Source organism: Pantoea sp. Taur, assembly GCF_009830025.1.
Classification (GTDB): Bacteria; Pseudomonadota; Gammaproteobacteria; order Enterobacterales; family Enterobacteriaceae; genus Pantoea; species Pantoea communis.
Genome location: NZ_SZZZ01000003.1, coordinates 198,558 through 216,664, shown reverse-complemented (window position 1 = coordinate 216,664; position 18,107 = coordinate 198,558). Strand labels below are relative to the sequence as shown.

Genomic DNA, 18,107 nt, shown 5'->3' with positions numbered 1-18,107 from the left:
TTGTAAATGGCTTATCAGAACTTGAGTGAACCCTGCAAATAGAAGGTGCGCGGTTGTCCAGCGTACAGGCCTTTGTTGTTGTCATCATACGATCGAGTGAAATAGTCCTGATCAAACATATTTTTCACGCCAACGGCCAGATTGAGGTTGGCCATTTGTGGGCCGAAATCATAATTGGCACGTGCGCCCCACAGCATAAAGCCGGGAATGCGGCCAGTGCTGCCATCAGCACTCTCATGAACGGTATTGGCGTTATCAGCGAACTGGCTCGACTGGAAATCACTGTTGAGGTTGAAGGTCCAGTTGCCCGGTTTGTAGTCAACGCCAAGCGTGCCTTTTTGACGCGGTGAGAACGGTACCTGATTACCATAGGTATCGCCTTTTTCACGGATTTCGGCATTCACGTAGGTGTAGCTGGCATAAACTGAGACGTTTTCCAGCGCAGGCGTCAGGGCGGAAAGGTCATAACGTACCTGCGATTCCAGGCCGGTATGACGGGTTTTCCCGCGAGCCGTCACAGAATCGTCAGTCTGATTTGAGTCGTACTGATTGTTAAAGTTAATCAGGAACAAGCCCATTTCGGCCGTCAGCGCGCCGTCATCAAAGCGCGTACCGATCTCCCAGGTGCGTGCTTTCTCAGGTTCAACGCTGCCACTCTCTACGGCTTTACCAATCTGGCTATATTGCACTGTACCGAAGGAGCCTTCGGTGTTGGCGTAGAGGTTCCAGCTGTCGGTCAGGTGATAAAGCACATTCAATGCAGGCAGTGGCGCGTTATAACTGACGTCCTGCTGAGTGCCGCGAATGGCATTGCGTTGATAGGAGCTGATGTGCTCGAAACGCATCCCTGGCGTGATGGTCCAGTTGCCAATATCAATGCGGTCATCAAGATACCAGGCGTGCGCTTCGGTACCGGAACGCGTGTCGCGATCGTAAGGGCTGGCAGTCGAGGGCAATTCACCACTCACGGTTGGGGTGTAATAGCGCATTTCATGACCGGATTCGCTGACATAGCGATAGCCGACGCCGACTTCATGGGCAGAAGGGCCAAGGTTGAAGCTCTGGCTGTAACGTGGCTCAATGCCGCGCACCCAGTACTCACGCGGTGATAGGGTGATACGCGACCCTTGTTCGAGATAGCCGCTGCGCAAGGTATGGGTGTAGAAACCAAGAATGTTGAATTTATGCTGTTGATCGGGTTGGAACTGATAGCCCAGGCTGGCTAACTGACGACGCCCCCAGAAGCGGTCATAAGGACGGGTGGATTGCCAGCGATCGGCATTATAATCCGCGCGCGATAGGCCGCCCGGCATATCGGCTTCACCATCGTAATATTGCAACAGGCTGGTGAAGGTATGGACTTCATTCGGCGCATAACGGCTTTTCAACATCACATCATCAATACGTGTGGCACTGTGTTCTCGCCAGTCACTGCCTCGGGTGCCCGAATAAAGTAGCGCGCTGCCAAAACCGTTGTCAGCCGTTCCGCCGACCAGAAGATTATGGGTTTCCTTTGGGTTATTTTGTGAGGAGGTGGGGCTGAGCTGGCCTTCAACGCCGGCTTCGATACCAAAATGCTCAGGGATGGCACGCGTCACAAAGTTGACCACGCCGCCGACACTTTGTGGCCCGTAACGTACTGCACCGCCGCCGCGCACCACGTCAATAGCATCCATATTGCCCAGTGAAACCGGAGCGAGAGAGAGTTGCGGTTGTCCGTAAGGTGCGAAGGGTACTGGTATGCCATCCATCAGCACGGTTGAGCGGCTGGCGAGACGAGGATTGAGACCACGGATACCAAAGTTCATCGCCAGATCGTGGCTGCCGGTACCGTTATTCTCCGGCGCATTAACGCCCGGAATGCGGTTCAGCACTCCACGCATGCTGGTTGCACCATTTTTGGCGAAATCCTCGCGACGGATCACATCGCGTGCACCGGCGTGTTCGAATACGTCGGATTCACGCGCATCACCCAACCAGTCACCGACTACAGTCAGACTGGCTTCGCCCGCGGCACGATTGAGCGGTTTGACGGTCCATAGATTCGCACCAAGACCGTTAGCCTGAAGTTCGCTGCCCTGCAGCAGATGAGTGAAAGCTTCATTAATCGTAAAGTCGCCCTGCAAGCCGGGACTCTTTTTTCCTCTTGTCAGCTCAGCATCCATTGACAGAGTAATACCCGCTGAGGCCGCAAACTGGTTCAACGCGGCATCAAGAGGACCCGCAGGAATGGCGTAATGCGCGGTCGCTGGCGCTGCAGCCTGCGCGATGCCTGGTGTGAAACAAGCCAAAGGTAACAAACTCAGGCGAATAGCCATTACCAGCGGGCTGGCTTTGGACAATGCGCGCAGTGAAGAGGCACGTGAAACCGTCATAACGTCTCCAAAAATTATCATTGTTTTGCTGTATTCAGAGAGAAGTCGTGTGAGCGGCAGAAAAGGGACAATCCCCGGAGACATTTTTTTAAAAAAATTATCGGGTCTTCACCGTGACCCAATAGCGCGTAACGCGTTGCAGGGAAATGGGCAGCGTTTGTTGCAAAGCATTGAGCGCAACATCGCTTTGCACCAGGGGATAAGTTCCACTCACGCGCAGCTGAGCGACTTGAGGATCACAGCGCAAAATGCCCTGGCGGTAACGTGCCAGTTGCGCGATGACTTCGCCGAGCGGACGATCGCTGACACTCAACAGGCCACGTGTCCATTGCAGTTTTTCGTCAACCTTTTGCACTGCATCGAAGGCGTTAGCGCTGAAACGCAGCATCTCACCTTGCTGCACGGTCATGAGCTGATCCGGTTGATGCGCCAATCGCACTGCCACGGCGTGTTGGTTCACCCTCAGGAGGGTGCGATTATCTTGCTGCTCCACGCTAAATTCGGTACCCAGCGCAGTGAGTTGTCCTTGTGGGGTATAAACACGAAGCGGGCGCTTCAGCGCATCCTTGCCACTGGTGAGCGCCAGGGTGCCAAACAGCAATTCAATACGGCGCTCGTTATCGTCATAACGCACATTGGCGGCGGAAGCGGTGTCCAGCGTGAGCATGCTGCCATCTTTTAACGGGAACTGGCGAATTTCACCTTTCGCCGTGTGATAGTCAGCGCGGATGCCAGTGGAAAGGTCACTTTGCCAAAGTTGCCAGCTCCCGCCAGCACCCACAGCGAGCAGTAAGCACTTCAGAACGTGGCGTCGGGTCAGTTGAGAATCATTCAGCGCTTTGCTTGCAACATTGCCTGGCATGGTCTGCATTTGCTGGCGCAGATTTTCCACTTGCTGCCATGCCCACTGATTTTCATGATTCGCATCGACCCACTGCTGCCACTTTTCTTCCTGCTGCGGGCTGACACGTTCGCCGCTTAACACGGCATACCAGTGTGAGGCGTTACGCAGAGCCTGACGTTGTTCAGTCGTGAGGGATGACATGATTTAGAAACCGTGCTCAAGGCGAAACAGCAGACAGTGCTCGGTGGCTTTTGCCATATACTTTTTCACTGAACTGACAGACACCGAAAGCTGCTGTGCGATTTCGGCGTAGGTGAGGTTATCCAGCTGTGACAGCAGAAATGCCTGACGTGCTTTGTTACCCAGTCCATCCAGCATCTGATCCACGAGTTGCAGCGTTTCCAGCTGACTCTGTTGTAACTCGGGTGAGGGCGTTACCGCTTCCGGCAGTTGGCTGAGAATCTCAAGGTAAGCTTTTTCCAGCGCATGACGTCGAAAACGATCGACCATCACGCGTTTGGCAATGGTACACAGGAAAGATTTGGCATCGCGCACTTCGGAGAGGCTGTTGCCACTCATCACGCGCAAGAAGGTATCTTGCGTGACGTCATCCGCATCAAAAGCGGATCGCAGCTTTGCGGTGAGCCATTGCGTCAGCCAGCCGCGATTATCGGCATAGAATGTCGCAAGCGAAGGCGCAGCATAGGAAGTGGCAGCGGGCAACATGATGTCAAAGTGTGTCAAATGTAAAGTTGAGCTGATACTAACTGCGAATAGTTATCATTACAATCGATGGACTGCTTTTTTTGCTTGCGAAACTAACTCAGTAAGTGGATGAAATTCCGTGCAGGGTATGAATGAACAGCGTTGGCACATGGAGCTTTCACGCCAAAAAAGGGGGGCCATCATCATCCGTGTAACTGGCGGCCCTGTCGACCGCCATCATCTCACTTTTGATTCTTGTCACTGAAGGCCTGGTAATTTTCCTTCGTGACGGTCTGATAGGGCACCCAGTTATAGGCTTCGGTTTTTTTGCCGGTCAGCATATCGCTTGCCACATTAACTGCGCCAATGGCCTGGCCTTTCGCATCCTGGAAAATGGTCACCGCCATTTTGCCATTCTTGATGAATTGCAAACCATCCGGTGTGCCATCAATGCCAGCCACTAACACATCGCTCTTCTTCAACTGATCCAGTGCCATAATCGCACCAATTGCCATCTCATCATTGTTAGCAACAATGGCGTTGATCGAATTGCCATCCTGTAGCCAGGAGAGGGTTTTATCGACGGCTTCATTGCGTTGCCAGTTAGCGGTCTGCTTTTGAATGACTTTAAGACCTGGATGAGCGCTGACATAATCTTCAACGGCTTTAGTGCGTTGGCGCGCTTCCTCGGTAGAGAGTGAACCCATCAGGATGGCGATGTTCCCCTGGTTGTTCATGCGTTTTGCCAGCGCTTCAATCTCCATTTTTCCACTCAAAGCAGAGTCGGAGCCAACGTAAGCCATCTTACCGCTCAGGGGCACTTCAGGTTTACGGTTGACGAAAACCAGAGGGATGTTGGCTTTCTTTGCTGCAGCAATTACAGGCATAACACCTTGCGTGTCTACCGGGTTTACGATAATCGCGTCGGCACCCTGATTAATAAAATCATCAACCTGCTGGATTTGCAGTGAAACATCGCCTTTGGCATCGGCAAACTGGCTATTCAATCCTTTCTCTTTCAACTGCGTTTCCATTTGACTGCGAAGGATTGAAACAAAGTTAAGATCCAGATTAGCCAGAGCAACGCCCACCATATACGTTTTGGCTTGCACGACAAACACACTGAGTAAACCACAGGCGATTATTATTGCTTTGATTATATTCATGTTTGTATCTCTGTAAGGTGGATAGGGTATTTGTGCACCCGGGTGCAATAAATTGCGTATCAACACACAGTGCTGTGTATATTTTTCGCTGTGACCCTGAGCGCTTAACATTACTTTCAGATGAGGTTAGAAATTAGTCAACGCGCTAAAAATTGATTCCTTCATCTGGATCACAAAATTTGGGCGAAGCATCCTAAAAAGAGAATAAAAATGCTACCGGGTGCAAATTTTTCTGGCAATGCTCCGCTTGTCTATTACGGGCTTAAGTTACAACATCCAATAAAATCTCTGAAAGATGCGCATCAGTAAGCTACTGCGTCTATTGAAGCTAAACAGCAGTTTATCGCGCGCATCTAAAGATCTTTCATCGGGGGGCAGTTAAAGATTACAAAGGTATTGATAAACTTCAGCATCGCGTTTATCTGGCGTGAATCGAGAGCACTGCCGGCATTGGTGAGAGATAACCCGATATTGCTTCAACAACCCAAGTTCGTTCAGGATGCGCAGCCAACCCCTTGAGCCATAACACTTCTGCTCATAGATTTTTTCGCGAATGCTTTTCACGTCCACACGTAGTAGGGAGGCTTCAAGATTGCTGTAATCCGGATGCAGCTTGTTCTTCCCTACCTTTTTGAACAAGAAATTACGCACATAAAATGAGGCCACATTTGCCTTAACTTGAATGAATATATCATCCACTTTTTCAACAAATATGGTGTAAATCATGATCTTGAGATAAAGCATAAACACCAAATTGTCGCTATCTGATTGGTGTTTTACTGAGAGGGTGCCTAACTCAACCACTTTGCGTTGTTCCAGGCGCAACGCGTCAAGTTCTTCACGAAACAACGTGGCACAAGGGATGTTGTTTTCATGGCGGCCTATCACGCTGATGGTGCCCAAAATATCTTGTTCTTTTCTCGCGAGGAATAGGGTGCTGTTAGGATTCAGCAGACCTTCGTTGTAGAGGAAAATAGAGCGGCTGTCTTTAACTATGCCAGTGCGGCGATACTCGCCGTTGGTCATTTCCATGCCTTTGAGAAACTCTATAAAACCGGTGGCAGGTGCAATGCTAATCCTGTCATCAATATCATTAAGTATTTTGCAGATTCTATGCGTTCTCTTATTAAGTACGCCATCAGATATCGCACTGCTAATAACTGATTTCCTTGATAAATACACGGTATACCTCAACCTATCCACGTTAAAGTATCGCTAATATAATAAACAAAAATGAACAATGGAATTACTTTGAGATGAAAATTTAGATCCACTTATGTGTTTTGCTAGTTGGATATGGCTTAAACGAAGAATTGGACTGATTCGCGAGATAAATGTGATGAAGCCCTACATTTTAGTGGGTTTACATATTAGCAGGGTTTATTGATTTTGGTGGTGGCGAGCGGAGGTTATAGGCTTGCCCGGCAAAAAGGTGCCGGGCACTACAGGGCTAGTCTTCAATACTGCTTAGCAGCGCATTTTGAATGATTTTCTGGGCTTTGAGTGGATTTTGTTCACTTTGCGCCGCTTGCAATGCGGCAATATCCAGCTTATCCAGTGCACGGTAAATATGCTTCAGGAATCGAATCGACAGATTGGCGGCTTCAACATGGTCTTCACGGAAGGGAAATTGGTCCAGTTGCCATACGCCATCCCAATTATTGATTTTGAGCACATAGAAGAACTCAAAAATTTCTGTCATGTGCACTGTGCCGACAACGAGATCGTCATCCCAACCACGTAAGTTATCGTTCACGTCCATCCCAAACAGTCTTCCACGATCAATAATCAGCTGGGCTGAGTCCGCTGGTGATTCACCGGCAAATAGCGCGTGGCCAAAGTCCAGCAACACGCCGACGTTATCGAGTCCAATATCTTCAATCCCTAGTAAGGTGCGTGCAGCGGAATCCCAGGTCATTTTAACGCGTGGTTCACGCGGTTTATACTCGATGGCAAATTTGACATCAGGATTGGCACTCGCCAGTTCGCGCATGCCATCAACCGCCAGTTTCCAAAGATTTTTATGATCAACCTGGAAGGGGTAATCCCATCCATCTTGTCCCGGCCAGATTTTCACATAATTAGCACCCAATTCTCGCACGACTGTGGCCGCTTCATGCATCAGGTCGAAGGCCTGTTTGCGCAGTGCGGGATCAGGATTAGTAAAGGCACCGCGAGAAAAGCGGCGCAGATAGATTTCAGGCGTCACGCCAATCGCTTTCAGCCCAGCCTGGTCTAAGGCTTCTTTAACCTGGGCAACGGTAACACCTTCAGTAAAGGGATAGGGCACATCAACATACGATAAGTCTTCAACACTGCCAGCCAGTTTGATCTGGTCTAGCGTGCTGAGCGCCGGACCGTATCCGTCGACGGCATAACGATCTATGTAGTTAGCAAAATGCCACAAACCGGCACCAAATTTCGGGTAGGTGTAACCACTCATAAGATATTCTCCTTAGGGATTAGGGTAATCCGAGACGCTACAATGCTGGATTGAATATATATTCACTAACGGTTATATATTCCATTCTGCGCCTTGAGCTTCTTGCTTAACCAGCATTGAGTGAAGAAATTGAGGGTGGCCTCACACAAAATTTGTGTGTCTGAAGTGAGAAAGGAATCGGGAAAGACATTATCCGTGCACATTTAAAATCAACAGGTGCTACCTTGCTTAATCCTGCGGCAATCAGTTTCCGCCACTCCAGCCTTAAACACGTTAACCTGAGGTCATTCATCATGATGTCTCCCCCAATTCAGCTTGGCCCGACTAAAGCACCGATAAAATTTACCCAGGTTGAACCCGTTTTCCTCTCCGACGAGACTATGCTGGAGCGAAAAAATAAGGTTATGCAAGAGATGGTCGACGGCGGTTTTGATGCGCTTGTCATTTATGCAGACAAAGAACACGGCGGGAATTTTGAATACTTAACAGGGTTCATCCCGCGTTTTGAAGAGGGGCTGTTGATCGTTGATGCCAGTGGAGAATGTACCGCTATTCTCGGGAATGAGAATCTCAAACTGGCTCGCTTTTCACGCGTACCTGTCACGTTGCTTCACTGCCCGTTGTTTTCGCTGCCTAACCAGCCAATGGATCATGAAACACCGCTTGAAAACCTTCTGGCATCTGCCGGCTTGAGTAACAAAAGTAAAGTAGGCCTGGTGGGATGGAAAATGTTCACCCCAGCCGCAGGCAATGGTTCTGCCTATTTCGATCTACCTTATTTTATTGTTGATGCGTTGCAATGCACGCTGAAAAAAGAGGCTGAACTGCTAAATGCAGCGCACTTATTTATTAGCGGCGCTGGCGGTGCAAGAGTGACCAACAACGCCAATGAAATCGCGCATTATGAGTATGGAGCCAATCTGGCATCAAACTGTATTCTTAATGCGATGGACGCGGTTGAAGTGGGTGTAAGAGAAGTCGATTTAGGCGCGCTTCTGGCTGCTGAAGGCCAATACAATACTGTGGTATCTATTGCTGCCACGGGCGCTCGCTTTGATCATGCTAACCTTTATCCTGGTTACAAAAAGGTGCAGCAGGGCGATACTCTGTCGCTAACTACGGGATTTAAAGGTGGTCTGTCCAGCCGAGCGGCCTTCGTCATTGCTCATCCTTCCGAACTGCCTGATGCACAGAAGGATTGGCTGGACCGAATCGCTAAGCCTTACTTTTCCGCGCAGGTGGCCTGGCTTGAAAATATCTGTGTTGGTATGCCCGGCGGAGCGCTTTATGACTTGATCGAAGATGTGCTGCCTAAAGCTCGTTTTGGCTGGCATCTGAATCCAGGCCATCTGGTTGCTGATGAAGAATGGATGTCATCGCCGATTTACCATGAATCTCGCGAAAAGTTGAAAAGCGGCATGATATTGCAAATCGATATCATCCCCTCTGTACCGGGCTATAACGGTGTCAGCGCAGAAGAGTGTGTTGCGTTGGCCGATTCATCACTTCAGGCTAAGATCGCTGAAGCGTATCCGAAACTTTGGCAGCGAATTACATGTCGACGTGATTACCTGCGCGATGAAATCGGCATTAAACTCAATGCCGATGTATTGCCGCTATCCAATGCTGTTGGCTATTTAAGGCCGTTTTTGCTCGCTAAAACCTTGTCTCTTAGCGTGGAGAAATAGCGCTGTTTAGCATCCATCAGGGCTTAATTTGATTGCGTCCGCTGCGCTTTGCCAGATATAGGGCCTTATCGGCGTCCTGTTTCAGCTGGTCTGCTTCGCCGGTTTTACCGGTTGACGTCAGCGTACTGTAGCCGGCGCTGATGGTCACTACGCCAGCTGGAACCTCTGAGCTTTCATGCGCAATACCGGTTTCCGCAACAAATCTGACCGCGCGCTCAGCCACTTTTTTGGCATCATAGGCTGAGGTGCTGGGCAGAATGATCGCGAACTCTTCGCCACCATAGCGTGCTACGATATCGCCCTGATAATGCACGCTATCTTTGAGCGCCAGACCCACATCCTGCAGGCACTCGTCGCCGGCAACGTGTCCATAAGTATCGTTATATCGCTTGAAGTAGTCGATATCGATCATCACCAGAGATAACGGCTCGCCATTCTTTTCAGAACGGAGCAGCGCCTGCTCCAGTAGAGCATCAAACTGACGACGGTTGGCCAGGCCCGTTAAGCCATCCACCAGTGCTAAAGATTGCAGCGTGTGGTTGATTGTGGTTAGTTCATCACGAACATGGGTCAGCTCAATTTGATTGCGCACATTGGTGCCCACCTGGCGCAATACAAAAACGCCCATGCCGGTAATGGTTAATAACAGCACGATGTTAAGCAAGACATTGGTCAGGTTGGCCGCCATCCACTCCATGCGAATCCGGTCGCGGTCATATCCAGCCGTCACGATCAGTGGATAACGCTCCAGTCGAGCGTAACCGAATACACGCTCAACACCGTCCAGCGTTGACCGCCAGGTCGCACTGCCGCTTGACGCCGATTTCAGTTCGGTTTTAAACAACGGGCTGGCGGAAAGCGTTCGACCAATATAGGTGTCGGGGAACGGGCGGATATAAAGGGCCGTGGCATCCGCAAGGATCAATCCCAGCGCATCTTTATCCCCGAGTGTGTAGTAGCTGTAGTACTGACGGAAATAGTCCACTTTGACCGTAGCCAGGGCAACGCCTGCAAAATTTCCTGCCATATCATTAAGACGAACCGAAACAGGTATCACCAGATCACCGGTTGAACGGCTACGGATAACATGACTGATGTGGATATCAAGACTGGGATGCGTCCTATGCCAGACAAAGTAATCGCGATCGGCGTTACTTGCATTGGTCGGCGTGAAGTTGCCAGATGAAGCGACCCAATGTCCCTCGGTATCGTAAACAAACAACCCATGAAGTTGCGGCAATTTGCTCTGCTGGTCCTTAATTTGATGAAGGAACTGCGGCGTTGCAGCAAAATTGTTGCCGTTTTGACGTAGCTGTCGCACGGCATCCGCTAGGGTAATATCGACCTGTAAGAAGGCATCCTCAGCTTGTTTCGCTAATGAGAGCGAAAGATTACGTGCATCTTCCTCTTTCTCTGTCAGGTGCTGCTGCCAGGAATGCCAAAGAGACCAGGCATTAATCGCCACCACCAGCAAACTGATGGACAGCAGAAATACGGCCATACTTCTTCCAAGAGAGGTCTTTAGCAGGCGAGGAGCGCTATCAGAAAGGACACTTTTACGCATTGATACTCTTTGTGAATGCTGAAAAGGTGGGCAGAGTGGGTATGGATATTACAGGATTCACGCAACTGCAATAAGCCGAGTAAAGAAAAATTTATGCATTCACACGTTCGTCTCGCTTTTTTGACGGTTTTGGATCAGGTTGTCTTGTGTCAGGCCCAAATAAACTTGTTGTGATCACTCATCCGCGCATGTCTGGTGGTGAAGCCGGCGGAGTAAACCAGGACTCACGGCTTACGACAACAGCATGATCAGGTTGACTAATGAAGTTAGGCGACATGATTTGGACACCATATTCATTAAATATGTCCTGGATTTGACTGTGGAGTTCTGTGCGTGCAGCGGACAATGCGGTGCCTGGGGGCAAACTCACCTGCAACTCATAATTGACGTACCAGTCCTGTAAAGCTAATTGTCTTATCAACGGTGCTGGTAGCGCGTTCACGCAATCACATTTGCTGGCGGCCAGTAGTAGCATGGCATGAACCTGCCGCCAGGGAACATCATAGCCAATGGTAACCGACGTGGTGAGATTCAATGTTTTGCCTTGAGAAGCGCTACTCAGGTTAATGATTTTGCCACTTACGACGACTGCGTTAGGAATGGTGACATCGTAATTTTCCCGTGTCTGAATTTTGGTGGCCAAAATGCCCACATCTGTGACGACGCCTTCATGCTCCAGGATACGGATGATATCGCCTTTGCGAAGGGCTCGTGAGTAGGTCAGCACCAATCCGCTCATGGCATGATTCATCACTCCGGCCGATCCCAATGTCAGCATCAGGCCAAAGAATACGCTAATTCCTTTGAAAGCCAGCGTGTTGGCACCCGGTAAAAAGGGATAAGCGGCTGACAATGCCAGCAACCAAATGGCTAGGCCAATTAATCGGCGCGTGACCCCCAATGTTTCCGGATGAAAACCGGCCACGTTGAGTTTGCCATGCTCAATGCGAGTCAAGGCGAGATTAATCAGCTTCATGATGCCGGCAGTAATCAGGAATATGACCGCGACCACGGTCAATCCCGGCAATGCCGCTAGTGAGGTTAGCGCAATGCCCTGCACTAGGGCCATCGCGTAATCACCTAAGTCCTGTCCCCACGTACGAGTCCATGGAAATAGCCGCAGCGTCCAACTTAGCCAGACATAGGTCACGAGTATCGCTACGAGGAGAAACAATATGTTCAGCGTTCGCTGCAAGATCGGGCGTACGAACTGCCGCAGCGGGGGTAGAACCCTCCCATGAGGTTTTAATTCATCAACATGGAAACGACGTGACACCAGACGATTAATGCCCACAAGACCAACAATGAATAGCAGCAGGCTCACAAAGCCGAGAATACTTTTTCCACCAGAGATCAGCAGATAGTGTCTGGAATACTGTTGGATCAAGGCATGGCGCAGATTTTCAAAACGCAGCTGTACACGCTGTGCCGCCTGATCGAGTGTCAAATCGTCACCTTCATCAAGATCCTGCTCGGCCAGCAACATGAAAGGCTTGTTGTTGATGGTGAACACCACGACCTGTTGCTGATAACGATGCAGCGTTTCGATCTCAACCGGGTGCTTAAGATCTTCGTCACTTAGGGCTCGGACATTGCCGACGATACGCTTAATACGTTCCTCGGGTGTCGTCAGTCCAAAGGTTGCCTGCAGCATGACCACCGGCTGATTGAGTAAAATCAATGTACGGGCACGTTCCTGTGTTGTTGGGGACTGCCGCGGTTCTGCCGCCAACGCACCGTTTGTAACGGAGATCAGGCAGAGAAACATCAGTATGATCCATTGCATAACTCAGCACCCCAACGTAATGCTAAGGTTTAGCGTGCGAAAAAATCACCAGTTTTGGACAACTGACAGACGCATAATGCTGACCTGGTGTCTCGGAATAAGGGTGATTGCTGGCCGCCAACAGTTTCATTCCGCCGAACATTCACAGGCGTACGATCTGTTAGGTTGGAATCGTATTGATATCGTTACCAGGTGCCGCGTGTGAGCTCCATGAACGAGTTGCAGCCGACAACATTGAGGTGAGAAGCGATTTGCGATAAGGGGTTCTGGACATATCTGCACTCCGGTTAGGGCAGGTTCTGACAGACGTCGTTGACCCGTGATGAGTCTACGTTGTTATCAAACCTTCCTGAATAGATTGTCTCAAACGAAAATAGATATAAAAATCCATGAGCTAGCATGCATACGACATACGCTCAGGGTATGAAAACTATATATTTTAATTTACACCGCCATGGAGCCATTTACGGCTGACTTCACATTTAAACGAGAGTCGAAAAGGGCATCCGCATATCAAAGCAGTTAATAATGGTTTGTTTATATGAACTGGCTGTCTTGAGATGTTTCTGATTATCAAAAGACAATAGCGGGTTAAAACTGGAATGCCAAGTGCCATTTTAAAATTGTGATAAAGGTCTAAATTCGCCGCGTACACGCCAAATATTTGAATTCATCCTTAAGAATTATCTTAATTGAATTTTTAAATTTATGAAAAACTTCAACCTCATGATATTGCATGTGAACGAACTGTTGTTGAAAAGAATTTGGCGACAACTATCAAAAGCGATGAATATTTATTTTGCATTTCTGTTGTTTGTCATCTAGTCATTATTACTGCCTGCACACTAATGTGAGGCAAACATCAATCTGGGTGGTGATATGAACAAATTCAATATGATAGCAATATCAGCAACAGTATTTATGTCAATGTCATTTTCAGTTATGGCTGCGCAAGAAATTTCTAAGGATGAAGCAAAAAATTATACTGAAGTTGGAACGGTCTCCACTTCGGGTACCTTTACTGATCCGAAGGATGCCAAGGACGAACTATCAAAACTAGCCGATGAGAAGGGCGGAAAATATTACGTCATCACATCAGCAAGGGTAGACGGGAAAGTCCAGGGCACTGCAACAGTTTACAAATAAATTCAATGCCCTGCGAAAGCAGGGCATTAATTAAATAGCATGATAATTATATTTGTCGCAACCATTCTCATTGCTTTATTTTATTGCTCTTAAAATACCTGAAGCATTGAAAAAAATTATCCTGGGGATAATCTCTGACGATAACAAGCTGAAATACAATTCATTTTACAAATGTTAATTAAGTGACTTTAACAAACCAGAGTGTTTTTTAACGTTTCACCGGTATCAATTCAAAATATTTCCATAACCTGGATTTGACTATGTCTGATATTTTTTTCGGCACAGTTGTACATGCATTACAGACTATACCGGATCTGGCTATTTTTCTTTCTCTCACAATGGGATATGCCATCGGTCAAATTCGCCTGGGGCCTATTCAGCTCGGCGGCGTTTGTGGAACATTGATTGCCGCTTTGTTGATTGGCCAACTCCATATTTCAGTCGATACCGATCTCAAAAATGTTTTCTTCATGTTGTTCATCTTTGCTTTGGGATACAGCGGCGGGCCGCAGTTTTTTGCCAATCTCAATGCCCGAAACATTCAACTGGGGATATTTTGTTTAATTGAGGTCATCGCGGTTTTAACACTGGTTTTGGCCGCAACTTACTTCATGCATCTGGATCCTGGCACGGCTGCGGGTATGATGGCCGGAGCTGCGACTGAATCCGCGGTGGTAGGAACCGCAACCGATGCAATCTCTCGCCTTGACCTACCAATCACTGAAATCCAGCGCCTGCAAGGCAATGTGGTCACCGCATATTCCATAACTTATATCTGTGGGCTGATCACCATTGTGATCGTAACCAGCCAAATTTTTCCACAGCTGCTGCGTGTGAATTTACGTCAAGAAGCAGAGAAACTTTGGATAAAAATGGGAGGGCAGTCGGCTGCTGATGGTGTATCTGCTTTACCGACCGTAGTGGGCCGGGTTTATCGGGTGAAAAACGGTGCGGGTCATCGCGTGGCCGATATCCAACAAAGACTGGGTCAGCAAAGCAGTATTGTCCAAATACAGCGTCATGGCCGCACGCTGGTTCTCTCACCTCATCTCAAACTCAGGCAGGGAGATCACGTCCTTCTGGTGGGGTATCGTGGCTCGCTAATTGATGCTGAGACTACTTTAGGAAACGAAATCCCCGATAGCGACTTGGTTTCTTCAGCGCTTGATACTTACCACGTTGTTTTACTCGAACCGTCGATGTCGAACAGAGCGCTACACGAGTTGAATTTGCCGGCTGGTGCACACGTAGCTGCTGTTAAAAGAGGTGAAACGATACTGCCTGCGCTGCCTGAAACCCGGCTGCAGCTTCAGGATGTATTGCAAATTTATGATGCCAACCCTGACCGTGTTCGGCTGCCTGTTTCCATATTCAGCACTATCGGAAAGCTTCTCCCAGATAAACTGGCCAGCAACCTCGTAAAATGGATGATGGGCAGGATGAAACCGAATCAGGCGTTGTTCCAACTGGCAGAAGAAACCGGCGTGATTTTGTTGCCGGGCAAGGGATTTGGTACGCCGCATCCATCATGGCGGGTTTCTCTGGCGAATCTCAATGAATATGACTACGCCAATATCGGTAAGGCGATACGTAAACTCGCGCGTGAATACTATGAAAAATTCATCGCGGAAACAGGAGCCAGTGAGCCGCCTCCGGCGGAGAAAGCGGCGAAGGTGGTTAGCAAAGAGAAAGCTAAGAGTAAAAAGAAATGATGTTGGCTAGCTAAGTCGTTTTAAGCCTTGAGTGATTAATGGCGCCGCCGCGCCGGACAGATTACATCCTGGATGAGGGGCGGCGCGCATGAGGGGTGAGGCGAAGGCATATTTTCAGCAGGAGATAGCCGGTCATGGTCTGGAGTGCGTATTGCGATATCTTATTTAACATAATCATGATTATCCGTACTTTTATTGAGAGTCCAATTTGATAATGTCACTTTTTAGCTAGTTCATAATGTCACCCAGATGCGGCGCGTATGCCACCTTTCTGGGAGATTTCTGCTGATGCTGGTGACCATGTCGAACAAAGAACTTCACCGTCTTTCCGTCATTCAGGCTGTTATTGAAAAACGTCTGCGTCGCCGCGATGCTGCCTCTCAGCTGGATCTCACCGAACGTCAGGTTCAGCGGCTGATGAACCGCTACCGCGAGTCTGGTGCAGCCGGTCTTACCGATGCACGGCGTGGAAAGCCCGGCACGCATCGCATCGATGAGGCTCTGCGCCACCGCATACTGACGCTGCTACGTGAAAATTACGTGGGTTTTGCCCACAAATTACCGCAGAAATGCTTCAGGTACTTTCCGAGATTGATAAGCGGCTTACTTCACCCAGTCTTCAAGCACCAAATCCGGTACCCTCGCAAATTCCCTGGTATTATTTGTCACCAATATAACGCCGGCCGCAATGGCATGACCGGCAATAGCCGTGTCATTTGGGCCTATCGGTGTTCCGGCTGCGCTTAGGGTGGCCTTAATTAAAGCGGTGGCGTCCACCGCCGCCCGATCCCAGGGCACAATCGCATCAAGTCGGGCGCAGAATTCGTCAACCAGTTGACCATGACGCGGCGAGGCTTTCTTTCCAATAGCACCAAAGCGCATTTCTGCGTAAGTAATAGCCGAAACTACAATGCGATGGTTGCGCAGCACCGCTTGTTCAAGCCGTCTGATCACGTCCTCTGGTTGCTCGCGCATAATGAACGAACATATACAAGTATCCAGCATGTAGGTTTTGTTCACAGATCAAATCTTCCCTCATCACTGACAACATCCCCGCGATCCATCATAAAATCCGGGTCCGCTTTCTCAAGCTGCATAAATGAGCCCCAGGTCGGCCGTACGGGACGCAGTATGATGCTGTCACCTTCCCGGACAATCTCCAACTCACTCACCCCGTCAAAATCCATATCGCGTGGCAAACGAATGGCGCGGTTATTGCCATTTTTAAATACAGAAACAGTTCGCATGATCAATCCTCCTGAACGGACTTCCGGCACGGTGCCGTCACCGGCTTTATGTTTTGAGCTTTATCACTCAGCATATGTCTAGTATATGCCCAGCTTTGACATATGTATATGCCCTGTTCTCTTCTTCAGAAAAACATCAGAATGTGACATACGAAGCCTTAAGTTCCGGGTGACATTAGCAACACGAAAGACATTTCTTGTTTTCATTTTTCCCTCTGTGGGTAAAGAAACGTGAAGTAACTTACGCACGCGCACGGTTCCACTAACCTTGGTAGTACACGTTCTTTAACCTGCCGGGGAAACCATCATGTCGAAGACGAATTTACTGCTGAAGACGCCACTGCTGCTGTTGACCCTTTGTTCAATAATGAGCCTTAACAACGTTCGTGCGGCTGAAGAGCCCCTGTTCCAACCTTTATCGCCGAAGGTCTCAGACCTCACTCAATATCGCTGGCACAATCGTCCTCTGGTGATCTTTGCCCCATCTAAAACAGATCCTGCTTATGTCGCGCAGATAGCGATGCTGGAGAAGCAGAAAGCAGAACTGGCCGATCGCGATATCATTGTGTTCAGTGATACTTCACCCACAGCTAATGGTACTTTGCGTAAACAACTTAATCCGAAAGGATTTGAAGTGGTGCTGGTTGGAAAAGATGGTGGAATGAAACTACGCGAAACAACACCTCTGAATACAGAGGTGTTGCTCTCAACCATTGATAAAATGCCCATGCGCCAGGCCAAACTCAATGAATGAATTGGACGGGTTCACTCGACATCCAGCAGTGAGCCCGTTTTATAAAAACGTTTCCCGGCGATGTAATGCAAACTGCGCATCTCGTCTGGTGCGTCCTCGAATAACCAGCGCCCTTCTTTAAACACCCGGCTATCCGCCCAGGCACCCTTGATTTCACCGATGAACAAATCGTGGTCGATCTGATTTTGTTCGATAGGTATCAACTCGCAGTACAACCAAGCCGCACAGCCAGCCACCAAAGGGAGATGACTTTCCGGTAACTGGAAAAACTCGACGCCAGTTGTGGCTAGCTTATCTGACTGATCAGCGCGGGAATGCGTACCGAGATAATGAACCATCTGCGCCTGGCTGACGGTTGGGACATGTATAACGAATTTCAGGCTTTGCTCAATCAACTTACGCGTGAAGGTGGATTTATCCAGCACAACCGTCAATTTCGCCGGTTTGAACTCTAATCCACATACCCAGGATGCAGACATCACATTGTCAATCCCGTCATGGCGGGAGGAAACCAATGTCGTTGGGCCATGGTTGATCAGGCGATAGGCTTTTTCCAGCTCAACAGATTCAATATGGGCATTCATAGATTCATTTCATCGCTTAAATTTCAAAGGCCTTTATTGTCGCCTGGTCAATTCGACTTTGCCAATCTCCAGCCATCATCAGGGGCAAATCCT

15 protein-coding genes and 1 pseudogene are annotated in these 18,107 nt (G+C 49.0%); 5 read left to right on the top strand and 11 right to left on the bottom strand.

Annotation, left to right across the window (positions count from 1 at the left end):
• Window positions 1-14 precede the first annotated feature (14 nt).
• The 6 genes from fecA to FD744_RS05605 form a co-directional block, all read right to left on the bottom strand.
• Window positions 15-2,375 (bottom strand): TonB-dependent Fe(3+) dicitrate receptor FecA, encoded by a 2,361-nt coding sequence (gene fecA, locus FD744_RS05630; RefSeq protein ID WP_160867615.1) that lies wholly within the window; start codon window positions 2,373-2,375, stop codon window positions 15-17.
• Between the two features lie 97 nt (window positions 2,376-2,472).
• The gene (gene fecR / locus FD744_RS05625) at window positions 2,473-3,420 is read right to left on the bottom strand and encodes a ferric citrate uptake sigma factor regulator FecR (RefSeq protein ID WP_202403409.1); all 948 of its coding nucleotides are present in this window, start codon (window positions 3,418-3,420) and stop codon (window positions 2,473-2,475) included.
• Window positions 3,421-3,423: 3 nt separating this feature from the next.
• Window positions 3,424-3,945, bottom strand: a complete 522-nt coding sequence (gene fecI / locus FD744_RS05620) for a ferric citrate uptake sigma factor FecI (protein ID WP_160867798.1) — start codon at window positions 3,943-3,945, stop codon at window positions 3,424-3,426.
• Between the two features lie 221 nt (window positions 3,946-4,166).
• Window positions 4,167-5,090 carry a substrate-binding domain-containing protein gene (locus FD744_RS05615; protein ID WP_160867614.1) on the bottom strand — a complete coding sequence of 308 codons (924 nt, stop codon included), beginning with the start codon at window positions 5,088-5,090 and terminating at the stop codon, window positions 4,167-4,169.
• 378 nt (window positions 5,091-5,468) lie between these two features.
• Complete coding sequence (locus FD744_RS05610) at window positions 5,469-6,122, bottom strand: hypothetical protein (RefSeq protein ID WP_237449341.1); 654 nt, start codon at window positions 6,120-6,122, stop codon at window positions 5,469-5,471.
• Window positions 6,123-6,540: 418 nt separating this feature from the next.
• Window positions 6,541-7,533 (bottom strand): sugar phosphate isomerase/epimerase, encoded by a 993-nt coding sequence (locus FD744_RS05605; protein WP_097117921.1) that lies wholly within the window; start codon window positions 7,531-7,533, stop codon window positions 6,541-6,543.
• Window positions 7,534-7,826: 293 nt separating this feature from the next.
• Here FD744_RS05605 and FD744_RS05600 point away from each other — a divergent pair, with 293 nt between their 5' ends.
• On the top strand, window positions 7,827-9,221 hold the full coding sequence (locus tag FD744_RS05600; RefSeq protein ID WP_160867613.1) for a Xaa-Pro peptidase family protein: 1,395 nt from the start codon (window positions 7,827-7,829) through the stop codon (window positions 9,219-9,221).
• A 16-nt stretch (window positions 9,222-9,237) separates the two neighbouring features.
• On the opposite strand, the gene FD744_RS05595 is transcribed toward FD744_RS05600, so the two are convergent.
• Both FD744_RS05595 and FD744_RS05590 read right to left on the bottom strand, forming a co-directional pair.
• Window positions 9,238-10,722, bottom strand: a complete 1,485-nt coding sequence (locus tag FD744_RS05595; protein ID WP_160867612.1) for a GGDEF domain-containing protein — start codon at window positions 10,720-10,722, stop codon at window positions 9,238-9,240.
• 241 nt (window positions 10,723-10,963) lie between these two features.
• Window positions 10,964-12,571: a mechanosensitive ion channel family protein gene (locus FD744_RS05590; protein WP_160867611.1), complete on the bottom strand. Its 1,608-nt coding sequence runs from the start codon at window positions 12,569-12,571 to the stop codon at window positions 10,964-10,966.
• Between the two features lie 879 nt (window positions 12,572-13,450).
• On the opposite strand from FD744_RS05590, the gene FD744_RS05585 reads away from it, so the two are divergent.
• The 3 genes and pseudogenes from FD744_RS05585 to FD744_RS05575 form a co-directional block, all read left to right on the top strand.
• Complete coding sequence (locus tag FD744_RS05585) at window positions 13,451-13,717, top strand: DUF1471 domain-containing protein (protein ID WP_202403408.1); 267 nt, start codon at window positions 13,451-13,453, stop codon at window positions 13,715-13,717.
• A gap of 260 nt (window positions 13,718-13,977) precedes the next feature.
• On the top strand, window positions 13,978-15,429 hold the full coding sequence (locus tag FD744_RS05580; RefSeq protein ID WP_160867610.1) for an aspartate-alanine antiporter: 1,452 nt from the start codon (window positions 13,978-13,980) through the stop codon (window positions 15,427-15,429).
• Window positions 15,430-15,729: 300 nt separating this feature from the next.
• Window positions 15,730-16,008 (top strand): annotated as a pseudogene (locus tag FD744_RS05575) (helix-turn-helix domain-containing protein); the annotation flags it as partial.
• A gap of 24 nt (window positions 16,009-16,032) precedes the next feature.
• Here the strand turns inward: FD744_RS05575 and FD744_RS05570 are convergent.
• Complete coding sequence (locus tag FD744_RS05570; RefSeq protein WP_160867609.1) at window positions 16,033-16,449, bottom strand: type II toxin-antitoxin system VapC family toxin; 417 nt, start codon at window positions 16,447-16,449, stop codon at window positions 16,033-16,035.
• On the bottom strand, window positions 16,446-16,676 hold the full coding sequence (gene vapB, locus FD744_RS05565; protein ID WP_160867608.1) for a type II toxin-antitoxin system VapB family antitoxin: 231 nt from the start codon (window positions 16,674-16,676) through the stop codon (window positions 16,446-16,448). The genes FD744_RS05570 and vapB overlap by 4 nt, the downstream gene beginning before the upstream one ends.
• A gap of 307 nt (window positions 16,677-16,983) precedes the next feature.
• Here vapB and FD744_RS05560 point away from each other — a divergent pair, with 307 nt between their 5' ends.
• The gene (locus FD744_RS05560; RefSeq protein ID WP_160867607.1) at window positions 16,984-17,430 is read left to right on the top strand and encodes a DUF4174 domain-containing protein; all 447 of its coding nucleotides are present in this window, start codon (window positions 16,984-16,986) and stop codon (window positions 17,428-17,430) included.
• Window positions 17,431-17,441: 11 nt separating this feature from the next.
• Here the strand turns inward: FD744_RS05560 and FD744_RS05555 are convergent, their stop codons facing one another.
• Window positions 17,442-18,014 (bottom strand): flavin reductase family protein, encoded by a 573-nt coding sequence (locus FD744_RS05555; RefSeq protein ID WP_160867606.1) that lies wholly within the window; start codon window positions 18,012-18,014, stop codon window positions 17,442-17,444.
• Window positions 18,015-18,107: the final 93 nt, after the last annotated feature.